19 protein-coding genes are annotated in these 25,963 nt (G+C 70.7%); 5 read left to right on the top strand and 14 right to left on the bottom strand.

Annotated elements, in window-relative coordinates:
- Positions 1-297: 297 nt before the first annotated feature.
- From HNR73_RS02690 to pgsA, 3 genes are read right to left on the bottom strand one after another with little or no spacing between them, the layout of a single operon-like run.
- A complete protein-coding gene (locus HNR73_RS02690; RefSeq protein ID WP_184785581.1) occupies positions 298-1,458 on the bottom strand; it encodes a glycosyltransferase family 4 protein in 1,161 nt (386 codons plus the stop codon).
- Positions 1,459-1,467: 9 nt separating this feature from the next.
- Complete coding sequence (locus tag HNR73_RS02685; RefSeq protein WP_184785744.1) at positions 1,468-2,400, bottom strand: phosphatidylinositol mannoside acyltransferase; 933 nt, start codon at positions 2,398-2,400, stop codon at positions 1,468-1,470.
- 5 nt (positions 2,401-2,405) lie between these two features.
- Positions 2,406-3,044, bottom strand: a complete 639-nt coding sequence (gene pgsA / locus HNR73_RS02680; RefSeq protein WP_184785580.1) for a phosphatidylinositol phosphate synthase — start codon at positions 3,042-3,044, stop codon at positions 2,406-2,408.
- Between the two features lie 213 nt (positions 3,045-3,257).
- On the opposite strand from pgsA, the gene HNR73_RS02675 reads away from it, so the two are divergent.
- Together HNR73_RS02675 and HNR73_RS02670 are read left to right on the top strand one after the other, a co-directional pair.
- A complete protein-coding gene (locus HNR73_RS02675) occupies positions 3,258-5,420 on the top strand; it encodes an elongation factor G-like protein EF-G2 (protein ID WP_184785579.1) in 2,163 nt (720 codons plus the stop codon).
- 95 nt (positions 5,421-5,515) lie between these two features.
- Positions 5,516-6,142, top strand: coding sequence for a hypothetical protein (locus HNR73_RS02670; RefSeq protein ID WP_184785578.1), 627 nt, complete (start codon positions 5,516-5,518; stop codon positions 6,140-6,142).
- Here HNR73_RS02670 and HNR73_RS02665 read toward each other — a convergent pair.
- Positions 6,130-7,362, bottom strand: a complete 1,233-nt coding sequence (locus HNR73_RS02665; protein ID WP_184785577.1) for an MFS transporter — start codon at positions 7,360-7,362, stop codon at positions 6,130-6,132. The two genes, HNR73_RS02670 and HNR73_RS02665, sit on opposite strands and share 13 nt — an antisense overlap.
- Positions 7,363-7,463: 101 nt before the next feature.
- Between HNR73_RS02665 and HNR73_RS02660 the strand changes: the two genes are divergently transcribed.
- Positions 7,464-7,961: a hypothetical protein gene (locus HNR73_RS02660; protein WP_184785576.1), complete on the top strand. Its 498-nt coding sequence runs from the start codon at positions 7,464-7,466 to the stop codon at positions 7,959-7,961.
- Here the strand turns inward: HNR73_RS02660 and HNR73_RS02655 are convergent.
- Positions 7,958-8,443, bottom strand: a complete 486-nt coding sequence (locus HNR73_RS02655) for an HIT family protein (protein ID WP_184785743.1) — start codon at positions 8,441-8,443, stop codon at positions 7,958-7,960. The genes HNR73_RS02660 and HNR73_RS02655 overlap by 4 nt on opposite strands.
- 184 nt (positions 8,444-8,627) lie before the next feature.
- Here HNR73_RS02655 and HNR73_RS02650 point away from each other — a divergent pair, with 184 nt between their 5' ends.
- Complete coding sequence (locus HNR73_RS02650) at positions 8,628-9,926, top strand: GNAT family N-acetyltransferase (protein ID WP_184785575.1); 1,299 nt, start codon at positions 8,628-8,630, stop codon at positions 9,924-9,926.
- Between the two features lie 10 nt (positions 9,927-9,936).
- Here HNR73_RS02650 and HNR73_RS02645 read toward each other — a convergent pair whose 3' ends face one another.
- From HNR73_RS02645 to HNR73_RS02605, 9 genes are all read right to left on the bottom strand, one after another.
- Positions 9,937-10,506, bottom strand: a complete 570-nt coding sequence (locus tag HNR73_RS02645; RefSeq protein ID WP_184785574.1) for an HdeD family acid-resistance protein — start codon at positions 10,504-10,506, stop codon at positions 9,937-9,939.
- 2,478 nt (positions 10,507-12,984) lie between these two features.
- Complete coding sequence (locus tag HNR73_RS02640; protein WP_184785573.1) at positions 12,985-14,520, bottom strand: cellulose binding domain-containing protein; 1,536 nt, start codon at positions 14,518-14,520, stop codon at positions 12,985-12,987.
- A gap of 251 nt (positions 14,521-14,771) precedes the next feature.
- Positions 14,772-16,799 carry a threonine--tRNA ligase gene (gene thrS / locus HNR73_RS02635; protein ID WP_239122082.1) on the bottom strand — a complete coding sequence of 676 codons (2,028 nt, stop codon included), beginning with the start codon at positions 16,797-16,799 and terminating at the stop codon, positions 14,772-14,774.
- A gap of 163 nt (positions 16,800-16,962) precedes the next feature.
- Positions 16,963-17,142, bottom strand: coding sequence for a hypothetical protein (locus HNR73_RS02630; protein WP_184785572.1), 180 nt, complete (start codon positions 17,140-17,142; stop codon positions 16,963-16,965).
- 40 nt (positions 17,143-17,182) lie between these two features.
- Positions 17,183-17,389, bottom strand: coding sequence for a hypothetical protein (locus HNR73_RS02625; RefSeq protein ID WP_184785571.1), 207 nt, complete (start codon positions 17,387-17,389; stop codon positions 17,183-17,185).
- Between the two features lie 124 nt (positions 17,390-17,513).
- Positions 17,514-20,213, bottom strand: a complete 2,700-nt coding sequence (locus HNR73_RS40595) for a VIT domain-containing protein (protein WP_184785570.1) — start codon at positions 20,211-20,213, stop codon at positions 17,514-17,516.
- Positions 20,210-21,220, bottom strand: a complete 1,011-nt coding sequence (locus HNR73_RS38950; RefSeq protein ID WP_203686073.1) for a helix-turn-helix domain-containing protein — start codon at positions 21,218-21,220, stop codon at positions 20,210-20,212. The genes HNR73_RS40595 and HNR73_RS38950 overlap by 4 nt, the downstream gene beginning before the upstream one ends.
- Positions 21,221-21,269: 49 nt before the next feature.
- Positions 21,270-22,943: a monocarboxylic acid transporter gene (locus tag HNR73_RS02610; protein ID WP_184785569.1), complete on the bottom strand. Its 1,674-nt coding sequence runs from the start codon at positions 22,941-22,943 to the stop codon at positions 21,270-21,272.
- A complete protein-coding gene (locus tag HNR73_RS02605) occupies positions 22,940-23,323 on the bottom strand; it encodes a DUF485 domain-containing protein (RefSeq protein WP_184785568.1) in 384 nt (127 codons plus the stop codon). The genes HNR73_RS02610 and HNR73_RS02605 overlap by 4 nt, the downstream gene beginning before the upstream one ends.
- Before the next feature lie 315 nt (positions 23,324-23,638).
- Between HNR73_RS02605 and HNR73_RS02600 the strand changes: the two genes are divergently transcribed.
- Positions 23,639-25,942: a glycosyl hydrolase family 18 protein gene (locus HNR73_RS02600; protein ID WP_184785567.1), complete on the top strand. Its 2,304-nt coding sequence runs from the start codon at positions 23,639-23,641 to the stop codon at positions 25,940-25,942.
- Positions 25,943-25,963 lie beyond the last annotated feature (21 nt).

Raw genomic sequence — 25,963 nt, 5'->3', positions numbered from 1 at the left:
ACCGAACGCCGGCCCGGCACACGAGCAGGCCCTCGCCCGGCTCTCCAGCCTCAGCTCGCACCGAACGATGACGGGACGAGTCCCGAAGACCGAACGCCGGCCCGGCACACGAGCAGGCCCTCGCCCGGCTCTCCAGCCTCAGCTCGCACCGAACGATGACGGGACGAGTCCCGAAGACCGAACTCCCGTCCGGCACCGCCTCGAACCCATCGGCGGCGCACGAGTGGGCTCCTCACCGAGCCACCCACCACCCGACGAACGATCGCCGGGCGGCCACCACGGCACCCCACCCCGCCGTCAGTCACCCTGCGCCCGCCGCAGTTCCTTGTCGTCGCCGGTGACCAGGCCGCCGTTCGCCTCGATCGCGGCTTCGTACACGTCGAGGATCTGCCGGGCGAGTACCGGCCAGTCGTACGCCGTCACGACCTTCCGGGCGTGTTCGACGTACTCCGCGCGACGGGCCGGATCGTCGAGCAGCTCCCCCGCCTTCTCGGCGAGGGCGGCGTCGTCGCCGACGGGGAACAGGGCCCCGGCGCGGCCGTCGTCGAGGACGCGGCGGAAGGCGTCGAGTTCGCTGGCGAGGATCGCCGTGCCGGCGGCCATGGCCTCGGTGAGGATCATGCCGAAGGACTCGCCGCCGGTGTTGGGCGCGACGTAGATGTCGACGCTGCGCAGCATCCTGGCCTTGGTGTCCTCGTTGACCATGCCGAGGAACTCCATGCGGGCGGCGACGTCGGCGGGCAGTCCGGCGACGGCCTCGTCGGGGTCGCCGCGTCCGGCGACGAGCATGCGCAGTTCGGGTCGTTCGGCGGCCAGCCGCACGAAGGCGTCCCGCATGATCGAGAAGCCCTTGCGGGGTTCGGTGAAGCGGCCGAGGAAGCCGATGGCGCCCCCGGACCCGGGCCAGCCGCCGAGCGGTTCGGCGCCGGTGAAGTGGCTGATGGTGACGCCGTTGGGGATCTCGACGCCACCGCCGTCGAGGTGCTCGACCTGGACACGCCGGGCGAGGGCGCTGACGACGATGCGGGCGCTGATCTTCTCCAGCACGAGCTGGGCGATGGCGTGCCCGGCGGCGAGCACGCGCGAGCGCGTCATCGCGGTGTGGAAGGTCGCGACGACGGGACCGCGCGCGGCCACGCACGCCAGCAGCGACAGGCTCGGCGTGAGCGGCTCGTGGACGTGCAGGACGTCGAAGCGCCCCTGGTAGAGCCAGCGCAGGACGCGGGTCGCCGAGATCGGCCCGAAGGACAGGCGCGCGACGGACCCGTTGTAGCGGACGGGCACGGCCTTGCCGGCGGGTACGACGTACTTGGGCAGTTGCGGGTCGTCCCGGTCCGCAGGGGCGAGGACGCTGACCTCGTGGCCGAGGGCGATGAGGGCGTCGGCGAGGTCGCGGATGTGGAACTGCACGCCGCCGGGAACATCGAAGGAGTACGGGCTGACGATCCCGATCTTCACCGGCGGGCCCTAACCGCGTCCGGCGCTCTGGGCTACGCCGGGGTCGGCCCCCCGGCCGGACGGCGCGTCGATCCACATGCGCTGGAGCATGTGCCAGTCGCTCGGGTTGGCGGCGATCCCGGCGGCGAAGTCGTCGGCGATGTACTGGGTGATCGCGGCGACCCGCTCGGTCTGGGTGCCCTCCGTGGGGATCGGGACGGGCCCTTTGAGGGTGCCGCGGCTGCGGTGGGGCTCGTTCCACATGTTCACCGTGTAGATCGGCGCGCCGGTGCGCAGCGCGAGCAGCGCGGGCCCGGCGGGCATGCGGGTGCGGCCGCCGAAGAAGCTGACCTCGACGCCGCGCGCTGACAGGTCGCGGTCGCCGAGCAGCGGCACGACGTGGCGGTCGGCGACGGCCTCGGCGAGCATGTCGATGGGGGCGCGCTCGCCGCCGGCGTGCGGGATGATGTTCATGCCCAGGGAGCGGCGGAAGTCGAGGAACCTCTCGTAGACGGCCTCGGGTTTGAGGCGTTCGGCGACGGTGGTCAGCGGCCACCCGCGCGCGCATACCCACGCACCGGCGAGGTCCCAGTTCCCGGCGTGCGGGAGGGCGACGATGATGCCCTTGCCCTCGGCGCGGTGCTTGTCGAAGACCTCGCAGTTCTCCAGGTCGAAGCGGCGCAGGATCTCCGCCTGGTCCATCGAAGGCAGCCGGAAGGCCTCCAGCCAGTAGCGGGCGTAGGAGCGCATGCCGTCGCGGACGAGGATGTCGAGCTGCTCGTCGGGGACGCTGTCGCCGACGACCCGGCGCAGGTTGCCGCGCAGGCGTTCGACGGACTTGCCGCGCTTCCGGGCGCTGCGGTCGGCTCCGGCGCGGAACAGGCCCGCGGCCATGCCCTCGGGCATGGTCCGGACGATCTTCCAGGCGGCGCCGTAGGACCATTCGACGAGCTTGTCCTTCACGCTGCTCAACGTTCCTCCTCGACCTTGCCGACGGATTCGGCGACGAGCTGCCGCTGCACATGCAGGACCCGTTGTACCACCGTCACGACGCTGAGGGCCGCGAGGAGCCAGAGCGCGATTTCGAGGGCGTACGGGACGCCCAGGCCGCCGAGGAGGGTGCCGACACCGATGAGGACGAGCCGCTCGGGGCGTTCGGCGATACCGACGGAGCAGTCGGCGCCCAGGCTCTCCGCGCGGGCCTTGGCGTAGGACACGACCTGCGCGGCGACCAGGCACAGCAGCGCGGCGGCGGCCGCGCGTCCCTGTCCCTCGGAGGCCAGCCAGTAGGCGAGGCCGCCGAAGATGGCGCCGTCGGCGATGCGGTCCATCGTCGAGTCGAGGTAGGCGCCGAAGCGGTTGGTGACGCCTTTGACGCGGGCCATGGCGCCGTCGACCATGTCGGTGCAGGCCGAGATCGTCACGACGAGGAGGCCGGTGAGGAGGTAGCCGCGCGCGACGAGCGCGACCGACCCGATGACCACGCCGAGGGTGCCGATGACGGTCACCGCGTTCGGTGAGATGCCGGCGCGCACCAGGCGGCGTCCGAGCGGGTCGAGGATCTTGGCCATCATGGCCCTGCCGACCGTGCTGAAGCTCTTCGCCATGCCGCCAATCTCCACCGGGGGGCCCGCGGCTCCCGATTCGGACAGGTCTCGATCGGCCCACGCGCCCCATCACGATAGCGGTCGGCGCGTTCGGCACCGAACCCCACTCTCCCGGTTACCGTGCGACACGCCGCGCCGGGCTTGTGCTCGCTGTCCTGCGGGTGTGTGATCGAAGTTCCACAACTTCACCGCTCTCGAAGTGAGGAGGCCGCCATGACCAAATCAGCAGGCAAGCCTCAAGAGAAGGGAGTCACCGGCCCCGCGCCGGTGGTGAATGAGCCCGGCAAGGTACGCAACGTGGTCGTCGTCGGACACTCCGGGGTCGGGAAGACGACCCTCGTGGAGGCACTCCTCGCGGCCACCGGCACGATCGACCGGGCCGGGACGATCACCGACGGCACCACGACCTGTGACACCGACCCGGCGGCGGTCAAGCAGCAGCGCTCCGTCACGCTCTCCTGCGCGCCGATCCTCTACGACGGCATCAAGATCAACCTCCTGGACACCCCCGGTTACGCCGACTTCGTCGGTGAGCTGCGGGCCGGACTGCGCGCGGCCGACGCCGCCGTCTTCGTCGTCTCGGCCGTCGACGGCATGGACGCCGCCACCCAGACCCTCTGGGAGGAGTGCGCGCTGGTCGACATGCCGCGCGCCGTCGCCGTCACCCGCCTCGACCATCCCCGCGCCGACCTCGACGAGACCGTCGCGCTGTGCCGCCGGATCTTCGGCGAGGGCGTCCTGCCGCTCTACCTTCCCCTCCACGACGACACCGGCGAGCAGATCGCCGGGCTGATCGGTCTTCTGACGCAGAAGGTCTACGACTACAGCGAGGGCTACCCGCCGAAGGTGCTCGACCCCGATCCCGAGCACGAGACGGCCATCGCCGAGGCGCGCGGAACCCTCATCGAGGGGATCATCGCCGAGAGCGAGGACGAGTCGCTGATGGACCGCTACCTCGGCGGCGAGGAGATCCCCGTCGAGACGCTCGTCGACGACCTGGAGACCGCCGTCGCGCGCGGGACCTTCCACCCGGTGATCCCGGTCAACGCGCCCAGCCTCGTCGGCCTCGACGCGCTCCTCGAAGTCATCACCCAGGGATTCCCCTCCCCCCTGGAGCACGAGGTGCCGCCGGTGACGACCGTCGACGGGGACCCGGTCGCGCCCCTGACCTGCGATCCGGACGGGCCGCTGGTCGCCGAGGTCGTCAAGACGACGATCGACTCCTACGTCGGGCGCGTCTCCCTGGTGCGGGTGTTCTCCGGGACGCTCACCCCGGAGTCCGTGGTCCACATCAGCGGGCACGGGCTGGGCGAGCGCGGGCATCCCGACCATGACGCCGACGAGCGTGTCGCGCACATCTACACGCCGCTGGGGTCGGCGCTGCACGAGGCGCCGCGCTGCATGGCCGGCGACATCTGCGCGATCACGAAGTCGGGTAGCGCCGAGACGGGCGACACGATCTCCCTGAAGGAGAATCCGCTGCTGGTGGCGCCGTGGCCGATGCCGGAGCCGCTGCTGCCGGTCGCGGTGGTGGCCAAGACGCGCTCCGACGAGGACGCCCTGGCCAAGAACCTGGGGCGGCTGGTCGCGGGCGATCCGACGCTGCGGCTGGAGCGCAACGCCGAGACGCATCAGATCGTGCTGTGGTGCATGGGCGAGGCGCACGCCGACGTCGTGCTGGACCGGCTGCGTTCGGGTGGTGTGGACCTCGACACCGAGCCGGTGAAGGTCGCGCTGCGGGAGACGTTCACGGCGGGCGCGCAGGGCCACGGGCGGCACGTGAAGCAGTCCGGCGGGCACGGGCAGTACGGCGTGTGCCGCATCGAGGTGGAGCCGCTGGACCGCGGGGGCGGTTTCGAGTTCGTCGACAAGATCGTCGGCGGGGTCGTGCCGCGGCAGTTCATTCCGAGCGTGGAGAAGGGCGTGCTGGCGCAGATGCGGCGCGGCCTCAACGCCGGTTACCCGGTCGTGGACATCCGGGTGAAGCTCGTCGACGGCAAGGCCCACTCGGTGGACTCCTCCGACGCGGCCTTCCAGAGCGCGGGCGCGCTGGCCCTGCGCGACGCCGCCGAGCAGGCGCAGATCACGGTTCTCGAACCGGTCGACCTGGTGCGCATCCGGGTGCCGGAGATGTACGTGGGGACGGTCATGGGCGACCTGTCGAGCCGTCGTGGGCGCGTCCTGGGCACCGAGTCGGAGGCCGACCGCGCGGTGATCAGCGCGGAGGTGCCGGCGATCGAGCTGGTGCGGTACCTGATCGAGCTGCGTGCGATGACGTCGGGCACGGGATCCTTCGGGCGTGAGTTCGCGCGTTACGAGCCGATGCCCTCGCATCTGGCCGACCAGATCCGCAAGGAGGCCGGCGCGGAGGCCTGACCCGGCGACTCCGGGCGCGTCGCCGGAGCGGGGTGTTCCGGCGTCGCGCCACCGCGTGCGGGCGGGGTGTGCGCGGAGTCCGTATTCTCGTGACCATGTCCGATCAGCCCCCGCCGCCAGGGCAGTACCCCAGCAGCGAGTTCACCGTGCCGCGGCCGTTCCAGATCGCCAAGCGGATCCCCGGCGACCTGCCTTTCGTGGTGCGCCCCAGCAAGGGCCGCACGGCGCTGGTGCAGGGCGGGGCGATGGCGGTCGGGCTGCTGCCGCTGCTGTGCTGCGTGGGCATCGGCCTCACCGCCGACACCGGCGCCGGCGACTCCTCGGCGATCCTGCTGGTCTTCCTGCTCCCGCTGCTGTTCCTGGTGCCGCTGTTCGTGTTCGTCTGGCTGATGGCGGTCCTCGGTGGCCCGACGCTGGCCGCCGACCAACACGGGTTGTGGATCCGGGCGCGGAAGATGCCGGTGAAGGCGATCTGGCTGCCGTGGGAGTCGATCGCCCGGATCTACACGCGTCGCTGGATGCTGGACCGCGCGGTGTGCGTGCAGCCGCACGACCCGAGCGCCGGTGCCGGTACGGGCGTGTGGGCGGCGATGGACCAGGGCATGGCGCAGGCGCTGCTCGGGTCGAAGTTCAACGCCTCGTCGACGCTCGGCGACAAGCGCGAGCCGGAGATCCTGGCCGCCCTCGCCCACTTCTCGCGCGGCCGCACTTATATCGGCTGAGGCACGCCGACCGGGCGCCGGCGCAGCGCCCATGCCGCCAGGGGCCGGGCGAGCAGTCCCAGACCGGCCGACATCGCGCCCAGGACGATCCAGCCGGGCCCGCCGAGGCCGATGGCCAGCGCGGTGACCAGGGCCGGGCCGACGCTGCCGTGGATGGCGCTGCTGAGACCGAAGACGCCCTGATAGGCGCCGAGGGCGTGTTCGGGGGCGAGGTCCATGGAGATGGTGAAGCCGCCCGCGGAGTGCCACAGTTCGGCGCCGGTGAGCATGACGGCGGCGATGGTGAGGATGGCGACGGCCACCCAGGTGCTCGCGTAGAGGCTCAGCGGGAACAGGAGACAGGCGCAGCCCGAGGTGAGTCCGGCCCGGCGTACGAGGTTCGCCGCACCGGGGACGCTGTCGGCGGTGCGGGTCGCGCGGACCTGGAGGGTCACAGCCATGACGGTGTTGAGCAGCATGAGCCCGGCGACGGTGGCCGGTGGGGCGTCGGTGAACTGGAGGATCCAGATCGGCAGGGCGACGTGGAAGATCGACACGTCGATGGACAGCAGTCCGATGAGGACGGTCAGGCCGATGAAGGGGTAGTCGCGCCACACGCCGCCTTTGGGCGTGTCGGCGGGCTTGGGCACGGGCCTGACGCGGGGGACGGACAGGTAGAAGAACGTCCCGGCGAGGAAGCTGACGGCGTTGCCGAGGATGACCAGCAGGTAGACGGTCCTGCTGTCGACGATGAGGACGATCCCGGCGAGCAGGGTGCCGACGGAGAAGCCGACGTTGAGGACGCTGCGCAGGTAGGCGCGGGTGCGGACGCGGTCGGTCGAGGTGACGGTCGCGGCGACGAGGGCGTTGCGGGCGGTACTGCCGCCGCGTCGGCAGAACTCGAAGGCGACCGAGACCGCGATGAAGGACCAGAAGTCGTCGACGAGGACGTAGCAGGCCATGAGCGCGGCCTGGGCGACGGCGAGGGCGACGGCGAACTCGCGCAGGCCGTAGCGGTCGCCGAGGGTGCCGAAGAGGGGTCCGGCGAGGAAACCGGCGAGCCCCGCGACGGCCATCCCCGCGCCGACCTGGGTGGCGGGAATGCCGACGGTGCCGACGAAGTAGATGACCGAGGCGGTCAGCCACAGGCCGGTACCGGTGGAGTCGATGAGCTGGTTGAGGGCGAAGACGCGGGGTGCGCCGGGGGCGGGGAGGAGCGCGCGGAGGCGGGTGCGGGGCATGCCGTCATTAAACAAGACGTACGTACGGTTTGAAAAGAGGGGCCGGTGTTCCGGTCGCCGTGATGTGCCATGCTCGACAGACCCCCGCAGACGGAGCCGTGATGTCCACTCCCCGCCCCCGCCGCCCGGGCGCCGCCGACCGCGCACGGGCCGACTGGGCCCGCGACCGCGCGGTCGTGCGCGTCGGCCCCAACCGTGCCCTCATCGGCGGCGTGCTGCTCATCGCGCCCGCCCTCGGCGCGCTGCACTGGCTGTCGACCGGCCTGCCGCACCTGTTCGGCCTGCTCACCGTCGTCGCCGCGATGGTCTTCGCCCTCTACGGAGGGCCCTCACCGGTCCTGCTGATCGGACCCGAGGACGTGTGGATCCGCAACTACCGACGCCACCGCCGCCACCTCGCGATCGACTGGGAGCACCTGACCCTGCGAACCCGGCGCGGCCCGTTCCGGGCGATGACCTTCGCGATCCGGGAACCGGGCACGCTCACCGACATCGAGCGCCGCGCGGTCGTGCCGTGGCTGACACGGCTGTCGGAGAAGGAGATCCTCGACGCCATGCGCCCCCACCTGGAGACGCACGGCGTACAGGTCGATCCCTAGACCTCGCCGTGCGGCCAGGCCTCCCACAGGAGGTCGCGCGTGTCGGCCAGGACCTGCGGCAGGACCTTCGTCCGACCGATCACCGGCATGAAGTTCGCGTCGCCGCCCCAGCGCGGGACGACGTGCTGGTGCAGGTGACCGGCGATGCCAGCCCCGGCCACGTTGCCCTGGTTGAGGCCGATGTTGAAACCGTGCGCCTGCGACACCTGCCGCACGACCCGCATCGCGGTCTGCGTGAAGGCGCCGAGCTCGGCGACCTCGTCGGCGTCGAGGTCGGTGTAGTCGGGCACATGCCTGTACGGGCAGACCATCAGGTGCCCGGAGTTGTACGGGTACAGGTTCAGCACCGCGAAGACGAGCCGTCCGCGCGCGATGATCAGGCCGTCGCGGTCGGGCAGCTTCGGCATCTCACAGAACGGGCAGCCGATCGGCTCATGGTCGGGGCCGAGGGGCTTGCCCTCGTCGCCCTTGATGTAGACCATCCGGTGCGGCGTCCACAAGCGCTCCAGCGCGTCGGGCTCCCCCACGCCGGTCGGTACGGCCCGCGCTTCTTCGTCTCCCGGTCCCGTCTGCGTCACGAAAGCGATCCTATGCGCACGGACTCGTCGAACGCACCAGAGGAAAAGTCTGGCGATCAAGTGACCGCGCTCACTATCCTGCCGATCAATGGAGATATCGACGTTCACAGATGAGTATGAGCTCGCCGCCCCGCTCTACGGCCTCCGGCCCGAGCGGCTCCGCGAGATCGACGGCCGTCACGGCGAGCGTCGCCGCCGCTGGCTGGCCACCGACACCGGAGGCCCGGTGGGCGTCGTGACCTCCCACATCCGTGCCGACGAGCGCCTCTTCGGCCACTTCGGCGGCGATCTCGCCCGCACCGCCGGGCCACTGGCCGCCGCCGTCGTCGCCGAGCATCGCCGGGAACTGCACGTGTCGGCCGATGAGACCGACACGCCCGCCTTCCTCGACGCCGGCTTCCGCGAAAGACGCCGGGAGGACCGCTTCGGCGTCGCCTTCGCCACCGCCCTCGACCGCCTCGGCGAGCGGCCCGTGCCCACCGGCTACACCCTGCGCGCGGCCGATACCGTCGACGCCGACCGCCTCCGCGAACTCGACACGGCCCTACGGCGGGACCTGCCCGGTTCCGAGGGCTGGAAGCCCGGCTCCCCGCACTCCTCCCCCGACGGCCACCTCGTCGCCGTCACCGCCGACGGCGAATACACCGGCCTCGTGCGCTTCTGGCGCACCCAGGGCGGCCCCCGCCTCGGACTGCTCGCCGTCCTGCCCGCCCACCGCGGCGCCGGACTCGGCGCGGCCCTGCTGTCACGGGCCATGCGGGCCGCCGCGACCTGGGGATTCACCGAGTTCACCGCCGAGTCGGACCCCTCCGCCGAGGTCATGCACGGCTGGCTCACCCGCCTCGGCGGCGTCCGCACCGGCACCGACGTCGAACTCGTCCGCGAACGCCTCACGCTCGAACCCGTCGCCGAACGCCACCGGCACGGCTACGTCGCCATGATCGAGGAATGCGACCGCGACGGCGAGGGCTACCCCTGGAACAACGCCCCCCTCGCCCGCCGCGACTTCACCGCGTTCACCGCCGAACTCGCCGACGAGGCAAGGGGCGTCGGACTCCCCGACGGCGTGGCGCCCCAGCGGACGTTCGTGCTCGTCGAGGACGGTGTGGAGGTGCTCGGCGAGTTCCGGCTGCGCCCGGTGATCACGGAGCCGTACGAGGAGCACAACGGGCATGTCGGCTACAACCTGCGCCCGTCGGCACGCGGACGCGGCTACGGGACACGTGGGCTGGCGCTGCTGCTCGACGAGGCCCGCCGCCTCGGGGTGCAGGGTGTGCTGGTGCCGGTCGAGGGCGACAACGCCGCTTCGGCGCGGGTGATCGAGAAGAACGGCGGCAGGGTCATCCGGGCTTTCGACGGCGCCCGCTCGTTCTGGATCGACCTGTAGCCCGACGTGGTCAGTACGTGAGCGGCCCGCCCGCCCGCTCGTCGACCCGGCCGCCGCGGCCCTTGACCTGGAAGCCGAGGATGATCTCCATGATGCCGAGGAAGACGGCGTAGACACCGATCAGCCAGATCACCGCGAGCACACCGCTGACGGGCCAGAACATGAGCAGCAGCCCGAAGACGACCGAGACGGCCCCGCTGAGGATCAGGACCCATTCGCCCTGGATCTCCTTGCGGAGCTGAATCGCGCCGACGACGGTGATGACCCCGCGCACGATGGCCCACGCCGCGATGACGTAGAGCAGCGCCAAGGCCGTGATGCCCGGCCAGAAGAGCGCGATGAGCCCGATGACGACGCTGGCGACGCCGATGAAGGCCAGCCACCCCCGCCCGTTGCGATCCGTACCCCGGATCGCGGCGACGATGGCGAAGATCCCCTCGACGAGCGTGTACGCGCCGAACAGGATGACGAGGACGAAGACCGTCGCGGCGGGCCACACCCACGCGACGATGCCGAAGATGACGGCGAGGACGCCCTGGACGACGAGGACCCACCAGTTGCGCGAGAGCTGCGTGAGCATGGTCCCACCCTCCTTCGGACGAGCATCCACAGATGAGCGTCAATACGCCTTTAGTGGCACATTACTCCGAAAAGGGGTGTCGGGAGGGGAGGACGGGGACTCTGCCGGGAGGGGGCGGGGCTGGGGGTGCGCCTGCGGGTGCGCGTGCGCTTGCGCTTGAGGGGTGGGGGCGGGGGGTGGGGTTGGGGGGTGGGGTGGGGTGGGGCTCACGCGGGCACAGGGACGGGGGCGGGGCTCACGCGGGCACGGAGACGAGGGCGAGGCGGGGCTCACGCGGGCACAGGGACGAGGGCGGGGCGGGGCGGGGCTCACGCGGGCACAGGGACGAGGGCGGGGCGGGGACGAAGTGCGGTGAGGCGGGCCGATCGACACGACTTGCCGTCCACCGCGAAACGGCACGGCAGACGCTTCCAGCACGTCCACGGCGGCCGAATCACCGGCGCAGGGGCCTGGGGGACGGGCCGCGCCGCAGACGCCCTGGAGCCGCCATGGCGCTCAGCACGAGCGGCATCTTGTACGGCCCGCCAGCGGGCACGCAGGCGGGCGGAGGGATCGGATCCCGCCGGTTACGGCGTCATGGCGGACATCCCGCCACCGTGACTACTCGATCCGCACCGGCCGGAGTGGCAGCGCCCAGGGGTTCGGCGTCACACCGGACATCGCGCCGCTGTAGGGCGCACGCGGACGAGCGAAGGCCCGAAGGAGTGGCGGCGAGGGCGGGTGGCAGAGGCGAGCGGCCGAGCAACGTAGGCAAGAAGCGCGAGCGAGGACGTGAAGCATGAGCGAGATGTAGGGCAGCGACGAGCAGCTGCTGGGGCGGGTGGCGGGTGATGGGCGGCGGATGGCGGGTGATGGGCGGCGGGTGATGGCTGGCGAGCGGCGGGCGGAAAGTGGCGGGTTGTGGGCAGCGGTCAGTGGCGGACGGCCGCGCGAAACGCGCGTCCTCCCGCTCACCCCAAAGGGGCCCCAAAAATCACGATACGGGCGAGGTATGACATTTCTGCGACGTGAGAAAGCTTCGAGCGCGGCCGGGAAAGGCTGCCTCGTGCCGGTGGCGGTGGCGGTGGCAGGGGCGGTGGCGGTGGTGGCGGACTGCGAGCGGCGAAGGGCGAGTAGCCAGCGGCGGGCGCCGTGGGCCGGTGACCAGACGCCCGGGCGGATGGCGGGCGCCGAGGCACGAGCGCCGGTCTGCCAGGGGCGGGCGGCGGGCGGCGGGCGACCAGGGACCGGTGGCGGGGGCGGGCGGCGGGTGGCGGGCGGCGGGCGGCGGGCGGCGGGTGGCGGATGCCAGAGGGCCGAGGGCACGTGCCGGGTGCTGGGCGGCAAGGGCCCGGAGCCGGGACCGCTAAGCGGGAGGACCACAGCTCTGGTGCCGCCACCGCAACGCGCACACGCACGAACGAGCGCCCGAAGGAGCGCGGGCGAAAGCAAACAGCGGAGACAGGCGGCGAACGAAGATACGAGAGCTGAGCGAGCTGCGAGGGCGGCGACGAACGGCGGTTGGCACGGCGACACTCGAACGGCCTCGCGACGCGCCCCACGTCCAGGACGAGCCGGTCACGCGAGGAACAGCGTGTTCGCCGTCGAGGGCAGGGACGCGGGCCGAGCCACAGGAGGCCGTAACCACAGTGCGGCGACGACCGGGCGGCGGACGGCGATGTACTGAAGGGCAGGGCGACTGAAGAGTGCCGAATGGCAGCGAACTGCGGGCAAGCGCTGGATTCAGGCGGCGAGCGAAGACGCGCAGGAGGGAAACGCGCGAGCAGCAGCGAACAGGTGGCAGATGCGGGATGCTGCGCGACAAATTGCTGGTGCCGGGACACGGGAGTCGCTCGGCCCGCGCGGCTCCGGGCGAGGAGGTTGCGGGCTGCGAGGGCTGTGATCGCTTCACGCGGCGCCGAGTGGGCAGGGGTGCTGGCGCCGGGCCACACACCGGGCGAAGCGAAGCGAGGCGAGGGTTGCGTGCGGCTGGGTACGAGCGACGAGAGCTGCAATCGCCCCGAGCGGGCGAGGCGACAGCGCCGAATCACAGACTGGGCGAGGCGGGGCGAGAGTCGCGTGCCGATGGGGACGGGCTGCGAGGGTGACGTGCGGATCGGTGCGGGCGGCGAGAGCTGCGATCGCCCCACGCGGCCCCGAGCGGGCGAGGGTGATGGCGCCGGGTCACAGACCAGGCGGGGCTGGGCGGGCGGGCGGGCGGGCGGGACGAGGGTTACGCGCGGATCGGTGCGGGCCGCGAGGGCCGCACTCACTTCACACGGCCCCGAGCGGCCAGGGGCGAACTCTGCCACGTAAGGCGCGGTGGCCGCCGCAGCCGCCCCGCAACCCCCGCCAGACCCGCCGCCTCGACCGAGTGAGCAACCACTCGGTCAAGGCGGCGGAGGCGACCGCCGCGCCCAGCGGCAAGCGGGCCGAAGGCCCGGAGGCGAAGCCGCGCAGCGGCGCCAGTCGCATCGCGAGCGAAGCGAGCCGGCTAACTCAGAACCCCGCCGTGATCCGCGTGAACTCCCAGTCGGGCTGGCTGATTCCGGAGCAGTTGGAGGTGGTGCCTCCGCCCGGGCAGGGGCGGTCGCGGTTGACTGCCCAGAAGGCGAGCCGGGCGAGGCCTCGGGCTTTGGCCCAGTCCTTGATCTGTGTCCAGGTCGCGAGGCTGGTGAGTTCGGCTTGGTCGGAGAGGCCGTTCATGCCGGAGATGCCCATGTGCTGGTAGGCCTGGGCGTCGGTCCAGCCGTTGACGCTCTTGAGCTTGTTCTTGAGCCCTTCTGAGGCGCTGACGGTGTTGCCGTACATGTCGGCGCCGCCGCCGAAGTCGAAGGGCATGATCGTGAAGATGTCGATGGGGACGGCGAGGGCTTTGGCCTGTTCGATGAGGCGGTTGCCCCAGGAGGTGGGTCCGCTGGTGGCGGTGCCGAAGGTGAGGATGGTGGTGATGCCGGGGTTGTTCTGTTCGATGATCTTGAGGGCGCCGAGGACGCGGTCTTGGACGACGGCGTTCTCGAACTCGTCGGTGTTCTCGATGTCGACGTCGATGGCTTTGAGGCCGTAGGCGTTGATGACCTGCTGGTAGGCACCGGCGAGGGCTTGGGCGCTTGAGCAGTTGGGGCCGAGTTTGTTGCCGGACCATCCGCCGATGGAGGGGATGATGTCACCGCCGGCGGCTTTGATCTGCTGGATGGCGGTGGCGTCGGCGCTGCCCTGGAGGGGCCGTTGGCCGTCCCAGGCGGGGTTGCAGCCACCGGAGGACAGGATGAAGGCCATGGTGAACCATTTGATGCCGGTGGCGTTCATGACCGTCGCGGGGCTCGGGGGGTTACCCCAGCCCATGTAGAGGTAGGGGGCGGCGGCCTTGCTGCCGCCGCCGGTGCAGCCGCCGGTGGTCGCGGAGGCGGGCGCGCTCTTGGCGGATTCGCCCGCGGTGTTGTAGGCCGCGACGGTGTAGCTGTGGCCGGAGCAGACGGCGAGACCGGTGATGTTGGCGGTGGTGCCGGTGACGGTGGCGCGGACGGTCGTGCCCTCGTAGACGCGGTAGCCGGTCGGGCCGCCGGAAGACGCCGACCAGGAGAGGGCGATCGACGTGTTCGTGGTGCCCGTGACCGTCGGGTTGCCGGGGGTGCCGGGGGCTCCGGGTGTGCCGCCGCCTGAGCAGGAGGTGCCGTTGAGCGTGCAGTTGGCGGGGGTGGCGGAGCCGCTGACGATGAAACCGAAGCTGGCGGAGGCGCCGGGGGCGATGGTGCCGTTGTACTCGCGGTTGGTGGCGGTGTTGTGGTTGCCGCTCTTGGTCAGGAGCGTGTCCCAGTAGGTGCCGACGCCGGCGAGGTCGAACTCGACGCGCCAGCCGTTGAGGGTGGTGGTCCCGCCGTTGGTGATCGTGTACTTGCCTTCGTAGCCGGTGCCCCAGTCCTGGGTTTTGACGAATGTCGCCGTGGGCCCGGCGGCGTGTGCCGCGGGTGCCGCCACCAGGACGGTGGCGAAGGTTAATGCCGCGATCGCGGCGAACCGGAGGATCCTTCGCATGGTGTCTCTCCCATGTGGATGATGCGCGGGCGGCGCTGTCGGGGGCCTGGCGCCGTCCGGGCGGTGCTTCTGCTGCCGGGCGCCGTGGCCGGGTGACGGCCGCGACTGTTCACTAAAGAGTGTTTCCTTAAGTGTTGGCGCCAATGTAGTACCGCCGCAAACCCGCGTCAATGGCCGGTGCGCCCTTCCGCGTGAACACCACGAGCAACGGCCCCGCGGGTATCCGCGGGGCCGTTGTCTTCCGTACGTGTCTACTCCGCCGCGGGCTCTTCGGTCGCGGGCGCGGAGGGCCCGATGTTGGTGCGCGACTCGACGACCTCGCGCACGTGCGCGACGGCCTCGTCCAGCGGCACGCCGTTGCGCTGCGACCCGTCCCGGTAGCGGAAGGAGACGGTGCCGGCCTCCTGGTCGGTGTCACCGGCCAGGATCATGAAGGGGATCTTCTGCAGCTGGGCGTTGCGGACCTTCTTCTGCATGCGGTCGTCGGAGACGTCGACCTCGGCGCGGATGCCCGCGCCGCGCAACCGCGCCACGAACTCGTCGAGGTAGGCGACGTTCTCGTCGCGGATCGGGATCCCGACCGCCTGCACCGGCGACAACCACGCGGGGAACGCCCCGGCGTAGTGCTCGGTGAGCACACCGAAGAAGCGCTCGATCGAACCGAACAGCGCCCGGTGGATCATCACCGGCTGCTGCCTGGTCCCGTCGGCAGCCGAGTACTCCAGACCGAAGCGGCCCGGCTCCATGAAGTCCAGCTGGATGGTCGACAGCTGCCAGTTCCGGCCGATGGCGTCGCGCGCCTGCACCGAGATCTTCGGGCCGTAGAAGGCCGCGCCACCCGGGTCCGGCACGAGTTCGAGGCCGGAGGCCTCGGCGACCGAGCGCAGGGTCTCGGTGGCCTCCTCCCACAGGTCCATCTCACCGATGAACTTGTCGGAGTCGTCGCGGGTCGACAGTTCCAGGTAGAAGTCGTCGAGCCCGTAGTCCTTCAGCAGACGCAGCACGAACTCAAGCAGCGAGGCGATCTCGCCCTTCATCTGCTCCTTGGTGCAGTAGATGTGCGCGTCGTCCTGGGTCAGGCTCCGCACACGGGTGAGGCCGTGCACGACACCCGACTTCTCGTAGCGGTAGACGGTCCCGAACTCCGACAGCCGCAGCGGCAGCTCCCGGTAGGAGCGCCCGCGCGAGCGGAAGATCAGGTTGTGCATCGGGCAGTTCATGCCCTTGAGGTAGTAGTCGGCGCCATCGAGGTGCATCGGCGGGTACATCGAGTCGGCGTAGTACGGCAGGTGACCCGAGGTCTCGAAGAGCTGTGCCTTGGTGATGTGCGGGGTGTTGACGACCTCGTAGCCGGCCTCGGCCTGCTTCGCGCGGAGGTAGTCCTCCATCTCCCGGCGGATGATCGCGCCCTTGGGGTGGAAGACGGGCAGGCCCGAGCCGAGCTCGTCGGGGAAGCTGAACAGGTCCAGCTGCGCGCCGAGCTTGCGGTGGTCGCGCTTGGCGGCCTCTTCGAGAAGGGTTTGGTAGGCCTTCAGGGCGTCGCGGGTCGGCCACGCGGTGCCGTAGATGCGCTGGAGCTGCGGGTTCTTCTCCGAACCCATCCAGTACGCGGCCGCGCTGCGCATGAGCTTGAACGCCGGAATGTGGCGGGTGCTCGGCAGGTGCGGGCCACGGCAGAGGTCGCCCCAGCGGCGGTCGCCGGTCTTGGCGTCGATGTTGTCGTAGATGGTCAGCTCGCCGCCGCCGACCTCCATGACCTCGTCGGCGTCGACGTCGCCCTTGGTGTCGACCAGGAGGAGCTTGTAGGGCTCTCCGGCGAGCTCGGCGCGGGCCTCGTCGAGGGTGCCGAAGACGCGGCGGGAGAAGCGCTGGCCCGCCTTGACGATCTCCTGCATGCGCTTTTCGAGCTTCTTGATGTCATCGGGCTGGAACGGGTTCTCGACGTCGAAGTCGTAGTAGAAGCCGTCCCGGATGGGCGGGCCGATGCCGAGCTTGGCGTCGGGGAACAGGTCCTGGACGGCCTGGGCGAGGACGTGCGCGGTGGAGTGGCGCAGCACGTTGAGGCCGTCGGGCGAGTCGAGCGGGACGGCTTCGACCTCGACCTCGGCGTCCGGGACCCACGACAGGTCGCGCAGCCGGCCCTCGGCGTCACGCACGACGACGACGGCCTTCGGCCCACTGGTCGGCAGGCCCGCCTGTTCGATCGCGTCGGCGCACGTCGTCCCGGCCGGAACGACGACGCGGTCGGTCACGGCTGACGAGTGAGGTGCAGACGACACGATGTTCTCCTTCGCGATGGGCGCGCGGCGTTGGTGCCGCGCGTCTTGGCTCGCTCATCGTAGTCGCCGGTCGTCGGGCCGCTCGACCCGATTACCGCCCACGGCCGTGTGTGGACCGGGCGCCCCGCCGAGCACGGTGGAGCACCCGGCACTCAGGCCTGGATCAGGGGTTGCAGCTCAGTTCCTTGTGGCAGACGCGGATGATCACGCCGTCGACGTTCTGCGGGCAGCAGGGGTAGCACTTGTCGGAGCATTCGCAGTCGCACCTGACGGCCTGAGCCGTGCGAGCGGGAATGAAGCGGGCGAGGAGCCGGTCGGCGAAACGGCCGAGGGACGGGGACACGGGGACCTCCGGTGGGTGGTGGGTGGCGTCGGTGGCTCGGTCAGGGGCAGTCGCCGGTGTTCGCGACGCGGCAGGTCACCAGCGGCCCACCCGGCTCGGGGTTGACGACGGGGCAGCAGAGGAAGCAGGCGTCGCTGCATTGGCACTGGCACTTGCTGACCGGCGAGGCCGCCGCCGGGGTGGCGGGGACCAGCAGGGCGAGGAGCCGGTCGCCGAGGCGTCCGGTGCGTCCGATCAGGGAGTTCATGGGTGTCTCCTCTCGGGTTGGTCCACTGTAGAGCCGCCCGGTACAGCAAAGCGCATATGGAAGGTGCCGAACAGCCCGCGGTTCGCGCGGGCTGTTCGGTCCGGTGACGCGGCGTGCCGCCGGGTCAGCCGTTGCGCTTCCAGAAGGCGCGGCGCCGTGGGGGCTCGGGGGCGGCCGGGGACGCCGGTGGGTGCTCCGGGGTGTCCCCGCCCTTTGCCGAGGTGAGCGTCGTGAGGGTGGCGACGGCGGTGGCCCAGAGGGTTTCGAGTTCGGCGCCACGCGGCGGGTTTGGTCTGTCGCACGCGCCGAGGGACTGGGCCAGCGTCGTCAGGAGCCCGTATCGCTCCGGGTGACCGGTGACCGCCGGCGTCGTGAGCAGCGCGGTGAGGCGGCTGTTCAGGTCGCTGAGAAGGTCACGGCGCTCGTGTTCGGGCGTCGTGTCGAGCGGGACGGCGAGCAGGGCGGTGAGCTCCTCGGTGAGCCGGTCACGCACGGCGGTGTGCGGATCGGGACCCGCGATCTGCCCGGGCAGCCGGATCATCGCGCCGCCTCCGCCGACGCCGCCGCCCGCTCCGGCTCCACCGTCGGCGCGGCCGAGGGTGACACGGGGCTTGCGACGGGAAGCGGCACGTGGCGCGGGCTTCGCCGGCGGCCTGGGGCCGCTGCTGAGGAAGTCCGGCACGTCCAGGTCCTCGGCGGACGCGGGCATCGGCGGCTGCCCGCCGGGTGCCATGGGCGGAGCGGGAAACGCTTGACCCTGGGGTGGTGCCCCGAAGGTGTCGGGAGCCGAGGCCGAGGCGGCACCGAAGGACTGCTCGAAGGCCGCCGGACGCATGGCGACCGGGGGCGGAGCGCCATAGGCCTGCGCCATCCCGGGCGCGGGTGGTGGCGGCGGCTGCATCTCCCAGCCGTCGGGCATCTCGACGGGCTGGGTCACGCGGTGCGGGTCGCCGCCTTCGGCGACGACGCGGCTGTCGACCGCCACGAAGGAGGTGAAGCGGCACAGCACCGAGTACTTCAGCGAGACACCGACGATCTGCTTCTCCAGCCCGGAGAGGTCGCCGACGCCGACGGCGTAGCGGTCCTCCAGGTCGCGCAGGTGCGACCTGGCCCAGGACACCGCGATCGTGCCCTCGGCCCGCCCGGCTTCGGACGGTCCGGCGGTGGTCGCCGGAACCTCGGCGTGCCACGGGTCTCCGGTGATCGCCTGCCCGCGCAGGCTCAACGCGGCGTCCGGCGCGACCCGGCCCCGGTAACGCCCGGAGACGACCACCGGCGCGCCGGTGAACAGGTCCGGGACGCGGGCGGGTGACAGCGTCGGCGTCTCGGGGGTGAAGCCCGCGGCGGTCCAGCTCAGGTCGGTGACGACCGGGGCGGCGATGCGGCGGTGGATGCGGGCGGTCGCCTCGTCGAGACGGTCCTCCGACTCGACCAGTTCACAGCGGCCGCGGCCGGTCACGGCCAGCCGGTTGAGGAAGCCGGCGTTGACCGCGCGGTCGATGCCGACGACGTGCACGCGGATCCCGGTCAGCCCGGCGGCGAGCTCGGCGAGGATCTGGTCCTCGTTGCCGACCTGGCCGTCGGTCACGAGGATGAGCACGCGGTCGCGCGGTTCGTCCGTGGTGGACGGAGTGCTCAGGAGCCGTACCGCCTCGCGCAGCGGTTCGAGCAGGACGGTGCCGCCGCGTGCGTCCGAGCGGGCGAGGTACTCCACGGCACGGTAGCGGTTGCGGTCGGTCGCCTCGTCCAGGGCGGGACCGAGCCGGTCGGGGCTCTCGACGGTGTGGTCGAAGCAGCGCAGGGCGAAACGGTCGGCGGTGGTGAGGGTGTCGATGATCCGGGCGGCCGCGCGGCGGGCCGCCACGATCTTCCACCCGGCCATGCTGCCGGAGCGGTCGAGGAGGACGACGACGTCGCGCGGGCGGACGCCTTCCACACCCGACGGCGGCAGGACGGTGAGCTGGAAGGTCCCGCCCTCGCCGTCCGGGTCGGCTTCACAGGTGAGGGTCTGGCTGACGGCCTCGGCGTCGCCGTAGGCGAGGCGGAGGATGAAGTCGCGGTTGACCCGCTCCCCCGGCATGACGCGCAGGACGGTCGTCCCGTCGGCGGCTTCGGAGGTGGTGACGGTGTGCAGGCTCGACCTGGCTGCGGTGAGCGGCAGGCCGCCGGGGTCGATGACGGTCTCCATCGACAGCGCGACCGGGTTCGGGAAGCCGGGCAGGAGCACCGGTGGGGTGATCCGGGAGGCGTCGGGAACGGCGTCGGTGTCCGGAGCGGTGCCGTCACCGGCCTGCTCGCCGGGAAGCGGGTTCCCGGGGATGAAGCGCGGGGCGACGACCAGCGGGATGCGCAGGGTCGCTTCGCCGTCCTCGTAGGACAGTGGGCCGCTCAGCCGGAGGCTCACGGTCACGTCCTCGCCGGGGAGGATGTTGCCGACGCGCATGGTGAACACGTCGGCCCGCTCGGCCTCGGCGATGGAGGCGCGCCTGCCCTGCGCGATCGCCTGGTCGTAGACGGCCCGGGCGTGCTCACGCTCGTGCAGCTCGGCGTCGACGGTGCGGCCGTCGGCGGTCATGCGCATCGAGGTGACCGCGGCCCGGTCGGGCAGCGGGAAGATGTAGGTCGCCTCGATCGGGACGTCGTGGGGGTTGTGGAAACCCTGGACGACCTCGATGCGGGCGGTGAGCCCGGTGATGCGGGTGTTCACGTCGAGGCTGCGCAACGGGAGGTTGCCGCGCTCGGTCCGCAGAACGCCGAGACCGGCGTCCGGGTCGTGTTCGGGGGTGCCCGGCGCGAGCGGCAACGGTGTGACGGTAAGGCTCATGAGGAGGCTCCTTCGGTGAGACCGCGCGCGGCGGGGGCGTGGGTGGTGGTGGACGGAGCGGTGGTGGACGGAGCGGTGGTGGCCGAGTCGGTGGTCGGGTCGGCGGAGGCCGGAACGGCCGGCTTGGGTCCCGGCGGCACTGCGGCCGCCCGGTGCGCGGCCAGCTCGGCGACGAGCGGGGCCGAGGCCGCGCGGATCGCGGCGATCGCCGCGGGATCGGGCGAACGCGGCAGAGATACGAGGACGGTCACCCCGGGTGCCACGGCGATGCCGTAGGACAGCTCGGGAACGACGGGAGAGGTCGCGGCCCGCGGTGCCGCGCCACCGAAGCTTGCAGTGTCCGGCGTCGCGGTATCGACTGGCCCAGTGTCGAACGTTGCAGTGTCAGGTGCGGCCTCGGTGGACGCCGGGCCGGCAACCACCGGCGACACCGCACGGCTCGCCCAGAAGCGGCCCCGAGGGGGCTCGGCGGGAGCGTCCTCGACCTCGACGGTGACGGGCAGCGCGGCCGCGTCCACGAGCTCGGCGACCGGCGCCGGAGCGGGTGACCCCGCTAGCGCAGCCCCCGCGGCAGGCACAGCCCCTTCAACAAGCACAGCTCCTTCAGCAGCAGGGCCGTCCAAGGCCCGCGCCTCCCCCGCGAACAGCTCCCCCTCGGGCACCCGGGCGACCCGTTCCAGCACCTCCTCGGGCGCCCCGACCAGGGCCTCCTGGATCTCGGCGAGGCTCTGCCCCGCCGACTGGAGTCGCTTGATCGCCACGATCTGGCGCAGGTGCCGCGGCCCGTACAGAGCCGTCCGCCCGCGCATCTCGGCGGGACGGTCGACGAGGCCGATCGTCTGGTACCAGCGGATCACCCGCACGCCCGGCACGTCGGTCACGCGCCCGCTTCCGGCGCCCTCGTAGTCCCGCGACAACGCTCGCGCCACCGCGGCCGCGAGCTCGGCGACGGTCCATAGTCGCTGAGTCTCGGCACGCGGTGGCGCGTTGGTGCGTTCGTCGGTCATGCGGCAACGATAACACTGTCATCTGACAGTGTCAAATACTTCCCCGAAATCAGTGCGCGCCGGCACCGGTGAGCGAACGCACCTCCAGTTCGGCGTACTTGCCCGGGTCGGCCTTGTCCTTGGAGATGATCGTGCCCAGCCACCCGAACAGGAACCCGAGCGGAATCGACACCAGGCCCGGGTTGGTGAGCGGGAACCAGTCGAAGGCCGCGCCCGGGAACAGCGAGTTCGTCGTCCCGGAGGTCACCGGCGAGAACACCACGAGCAGTACCGCGGACCCGAGCCCGCCGTAGATGGCCCACACCGCTCCACTGGTGTTGAACCTCCGCCAGAACAGGCTGTACAGGATGGCGGGCAGGTTGCCCGAGGCAGCGACCGCGAAGGCCAGCCCGACCAGGAACGCCACGTTCAGGCGCTGCGCGAAGATCGCCAGCACGATCGAGAACAGCCCGATCCCGAGCGCCGACCAGCGGGCCACGACGACCTCTTCGCGCTCGCTCGTCTTCCCCTTCTTGAAGACGTTGGCGTACAGGTCGTGCGCCAGCGAGGACGACGAGGCCAGGGTCAGTCCGGCGACCACGGCGAGGATCGTCGCGAACGCGACCGCCGCGATGACCGCCAGCAGGATCGCCCCGCCGAAGTCGCCGCCGAAGAACTTCTCCCCCAGTTCCCGCGCCAGCAGCGGTGCCGCCACGTTCCCGGCGCCCTTGTCGGCGTTGAATATCTCGTCGCGGCTGACCAGGGCCGCCGCGCCGAAGCCGAGCGCGAGGGTCATCAGGTAGAAGGCACCGATGATGCCGATCGCCCACAGCACGCTCTTGCGGGCCGACTTGGCGTTCGGGACGGTGTAGAAGCGGATGAGGATGTGCGGCAGCCCGGCCGTGCCGAGGACCAGCGCGAGGCCGAGCGACAGCAGGTCGAGCTTGTTCACCGTCGTCTGCCAGGAGTCGCCGGCCACTTCGACGCCGTACTTGAGGCCCGGTTCGAGGAAGGACTCGCCCTTGGTGGAGTCCCCGGCGGCGTCGGACAGCAGGTCGGAGAAGTTGTACTTGAAGGCCGCGAAGACCAGCACGGTCATCACGCCGGCGCCGATGATCAGCAGCACGGCCTTGACGATCTGGACGTAGGTCGTGCCCTTCATCCCGCCGACCACCACGTAGGTGATCATCAGGATCCCGACCAGGACCACCGTCATGATCTTCGCCGTGTCGGCGTCCATGCCGAGGAACTCCTGGCCCTCCTTGATGTTGAGCAGCAGCGCCACCAGGGCACCCGCCCCGACCATCTGGGCAAGCAGGTAGAACACCGACACCGTGACCGTCGAGACGGCGGCGGCGGTGCGGACGGGCCGCTGGCGCATCCGGAAGGCCAGCACGTCGGCCATCGTGTACTTGCCGGAGTTGCGCAGGAGTTCGGCGACCAGCAGCAGCGCGACCAGCCACGCCACGAGGAAGCCGATCGAGTACAGGAAGCCGTCATAGCCGTTGAGGGCGATGATCCCGGCGATGCCCAGGAACGAGGCCGCCGACATGTAGTCGCCGCCGATGGCCATGCCGTTCTGGAAGCCGGAGAAGGAGCGTCCGCCCGCGTAGAAGTCGCTGGCCCCGCGCGTGCGGCGGCCCGCCCACACGGTGATGACGAGGGTCGCGGCGACGAACACGAGGAACAGCGCGATCGTCCAGGTGCGCGAGGTCGACGCCGTGGTATCCGCGAGTATGTTCACGCTTCGTCCTCCGATCCATTACCGGCCGCGGACTTGGGCGAGCCGTTTTCCATGTGCTCTTTGATGGCCTCGGCCTTGGGGTCGAGATTCTTGGCCGCGTATCGGGAGTAGAGCCAGGCGATGAGGAAAGTCGAGACGAACTGCAACAGCCCGAAGATGAGGGCGACGTTGATTTCACCGAAGACTTTGACGCCCATGAAGTCGCGCGCGTAAGCGGAGAGCACGACGTAGAGGGCGTACCAGAGCAGGAAGACGACCGTCGCGGGGAATACGAAGACACGCAATGAGCGGCGTAGCGCGGCGAACTCCGGGCTGCGCTGGATCTCAAGGCTGTCGGCGTTTCCGGGCTCTCCGGAGGTCTCTGATGACGTCTGTGTCATGGCAGGTCCTATGTGGAGCGTTCGGGGCATTTGGTTTGGTGCACCGTATCGTCGCGGAGGGGGATACGCCAGACCCCCAACTAATAAAAGAGAGCATTATTAGTGATCTGGATCACAGTTCAATGTCACCGGCCGACTCGCCCCCGCCCACGACGACGGAACGCCCGCCCGGGGCGGTGCGCCGGACCTCGATCATCCCGCCCGGAAAGGCGTCTCGCGACGGGCACCGTCCATATTGACAGTAAACTTTCCCGAGAGTAGCGTCGAGAGTCATCTCCGCAGGCCACCCCTGCCTGAGCAGAGAGCGACGACGCCATGAAGCGATCTCCCGAGCGGTCCTGGTCACGCGTCACCGCGGCCGCCGCGGCCATCCTCTTAGCACTGTCCACATTGGTCGCGACGGCGTCTCCCGCCACCGCCGCGGCCGGTCTGACCGCCACTTTCTCGGCCACCGGCAACGGCTCCTGGTGGATCGGGAAGTTCGTGGTCGCCAATCCCACCGCCGCCGCGATCAACGGCTGGACCCTCGAATACCAGCTCCCGTCCGGCACCACCGTCGAAGGCCACTGGAACGGCACCGGCACCGCCAAGCCCAACAACGCCTTCTCCGTGGTCAACGCCCACTACAACGGCAACATCGCGGCCGGTCGCAACACCGAGCCCTACAGCTACTACTTCATCTCCTACTCCCCCATCACCAGCCCGATCTCCTGCCGCATCAACGGCAACAAGTGCGACGGCTCGGCCGACGCCCCACCCGGCACGCCCTCCGGCCTCACCGTCGGCGCGCGCACGACGACCCGCATCACGCTGAACTGGGCCGCCGCGACGGCCGGCGACTTCCCCGTCGCCGGCTACGACGTCTTCGTCAACGGCACCCAGAAGGCGACCAGCACGACCACGTCGGCCACCATCACCGGGCTCACGCCCAACACGTCCTACCAGCTCACCGTGAGATCGAAGGACACACGCGGCAACACCTCGGCGCAGAGCCCGCCCGTCACCGGAGCAACCCGCAACCCCGCCGACGACACCACGCCGCCGACCGCCCCCGGCAACCTGCGCAGCACGGCGAAGACCGACACGACCGTCGACCTCGCCTGGAACGCCTCGACCGACGCCAGTGGTGTCTTCGCCTACGAGGTCTACGTCAACGGCGTTCTCAACAACACCGTCACCGGCACCGCCTACAAGGTCCTCAACCTCCAGCCCTCGACGGAATACACCTTCACCGTCAAGGCCCGCGACGTCTACGACAACCTCTCGGCGGCGAGCACGGCGCTGAAGGTCACCACACAGGACCCGATCGGCGCGGGCGAGTACGCGCGCGTCGGCTACTTCCCGCAGTGGGGCATCTACGGGCGCCAGTTCTTCGTGCGCAACCTGCAGACCTCGGGCGCCGCGGCGAAGCTGACGCACATCAACTACGCCTTCTCCAACCTGAACCCGACGACCTTCACCTGCATGAACGGTGTCACCAAGGGCACCACGCAGAACCCGGCCGATCCCGATCAGGGCACCGGCGCGGGTGACGCCGAAGCCGACTACGGCCGGGGCTTCAGCGCCGGGCAGTCGGTCGACGGGGTCGCCGACACCGGCTGGGAGCCGCTGCGCGGGAACTTCAACCAGCTCAAGAAGCTCAAGAAGCTGCACCCGAACCTCAAGGTCATGATGTCGATCGGCGGCTGGACCTACTCGAAGTTCTTCCACGACGCCGCCTTGACGCCCGCCCGGCGCGAGGCCTTCGTCAAGTCCTGCATCGACCTGTACATCAAGGGCGACCTGCCCGCATACAACGGTGCGGGCGGTCCCGGGTCCGGTGCCGGCGTCTTCGACGGCATCGACCTCGACTGGGAGTGGCCGGGAGCCGAAGGGCACCCGGGCAACCACTGGTCGGCCGAGGACAAGGCCAACAACACCCTGCTGATCGCCGAGTTCCGGCGTCAGCTCGACATCATCGGCGCGGCGAGCAACAAGCACTACCAGCTCACCGCCTTCACGCCCGCCGATCAGGCGAAGATCGACGCCGGGTGGGACATCACCACCGCCGACGGCACCCCGAGCGTCTTCGACTACCTCGACTTCGCCAACGTCCAGGGCTACGACTTCCACGGCGCCGGAAGCGACAACTCGTGGGAGCCCAACCGGACCGGCCACCAGGCCAACCTCAACGTCGACGCCCAGGACCCCTACAACTTCCACTTCTCGGCCGTCGACGCCATCCAGATCTACCTCGACGCGGGCGTCAACCCGCGCAAGCTGACCATCGGCATCCCGTTCTACGGTCGCGGCTGGCAGGGCGTCGCCGACGGCGGGGTGCACGGCGAATGGCAGTCGGCCAACGGCGCCGCACCAGGCCAGTTCGCCGAGGAGGCGGGCGTACGGGGGTACGCCAACCTCCTCGCGTCGGTCCCGAACTGCACCGTCTATCACGACGAACAGGCGATGGCGACCTACTGCTACACCGGGAACGGCGGCCAATGGTGGTCGTATGACGATCCCTGGCTCATCGCCAAGAAGACCGCCTGGCTGAAGCAGCAGAACCTGCTCGGCGTGATGATCTGGGAGATGTCGGGAGACAACGGCACTCTCATGAACGCGGTCGACGGTGGTCTGTGACCGAACCGCGGTGGCGCCCGG

This window comes from Phytomonospora endophytica, from assembly GCF_014202425.1.
In the GTDB taxonomy this organism is placed as follows: domain Bacteria; phylum Actinomycetota; class Actinomycetes; order Mycobacteriales; family Micromonosporaceae; genus Phytomonospora; species Phytomonospora endophytica.
The sequence above is the reverse complement of the archived record's forward strand: the minus strand, read 5'-3'. Positions and strand labels throughout refer to the sequence as shown.

Coding starts and splice junctions, on each gene's coding strand:
- pgsA (WP_184785580.1), bottom strand. CDS start 3,044: ATGGCGAAGAGCTTCAGCACGGTCGGCAGGGCCATGATGGCCAAGATC.
- HNR73_RS02675 (WP_184785579.1), top strand. CDS start 3,258: ATGACCAAATCAGCAGGCAAGCCTCAAGAGAAGGGAGTCACCGGCCCC.
- HNR73_RS02670 (WP_184785578.1), top strand. CDS start 5,516: ATGTCCGATCAGCCCCCGCCGCCAGGGCAGTACCCCAGCAGCGAGTTC.
- HNR73_RS02665 (WP_184785577.1), bottom strand. CDS start 7,362: ATGCCCCGCACCCGCCTCCGCGCGCTCCTCCCCGCCCCCGGCGCACCC.
- HNR73_RS02660 (WP_184785576.1), top strand. CDS start 7,464: ATGTCCACTCCCCGCCCCCGCCGCCCGGGCGCCGCCGACCGCGCACGG.
- HNR73_RS02655 (WP_184785743.1), bottom strand. CDS start 8,443: ATGGTCTACATCAAGGGCGACGAGGGCAAGCCCCTCGGCCCCGACCAT.
- HNR73_RS02650 (WP_184785575.1), top strand. CDS start 8,628: ATGGAGATATCGACGTTCACAGATGAGTATGAGCTCGCCGCCCCGCTC.
- HNR73_RS02645 (WP_184785574.1), bottom strand. CDS start 10,506: ATGCTCACGCAGCTCTCGCGCAACTGGTGGGTCCTCGTCGTCCAGGGC.
- HNR73_RS02640 (WP_184785573.1), bottom strand. CDS start 14,520: ATGCGAAGGATCCTCCGGTTCGCCGCGATCGCGGCATTAACCTTCGCC.
- HNR73_RS02625 (WP_184785571.1), bottom strand. CDS start 17,389: ATGAACTCCCTGATCGGACGCACCGGACGCCTCGGCGACCGGCTCCTC.
- HNR73_RS40595 (WP_184785570.1), bottom strand. CDS start 20,213: ATGAGCCTTACCGTCACACCGTTGCCGCTCGCGCCGGGCACCCCCGAA.
- HNR73_RS38950 (WP_203686073.1), bottom strand. CDS start 21,220: ATGACCGACGAACGCACCAACGCGCCACCGCGTGCCGAGACTCAGCGA.
- HNR73_RS02605 (WP_184785568.1), bottom strand. CDS start 23,323: ATGACACAGACGTCATCAGAGACCTCCGGAGAGCCCGGAAACGCCGAC.
- HNR73_RS02600 (WP_184785567.1), top strand. CDS start 23,639: ATGAAGCGATCTCCCGAGCGGTCCTGGTCACGCGTCACCGCGGCCGCC.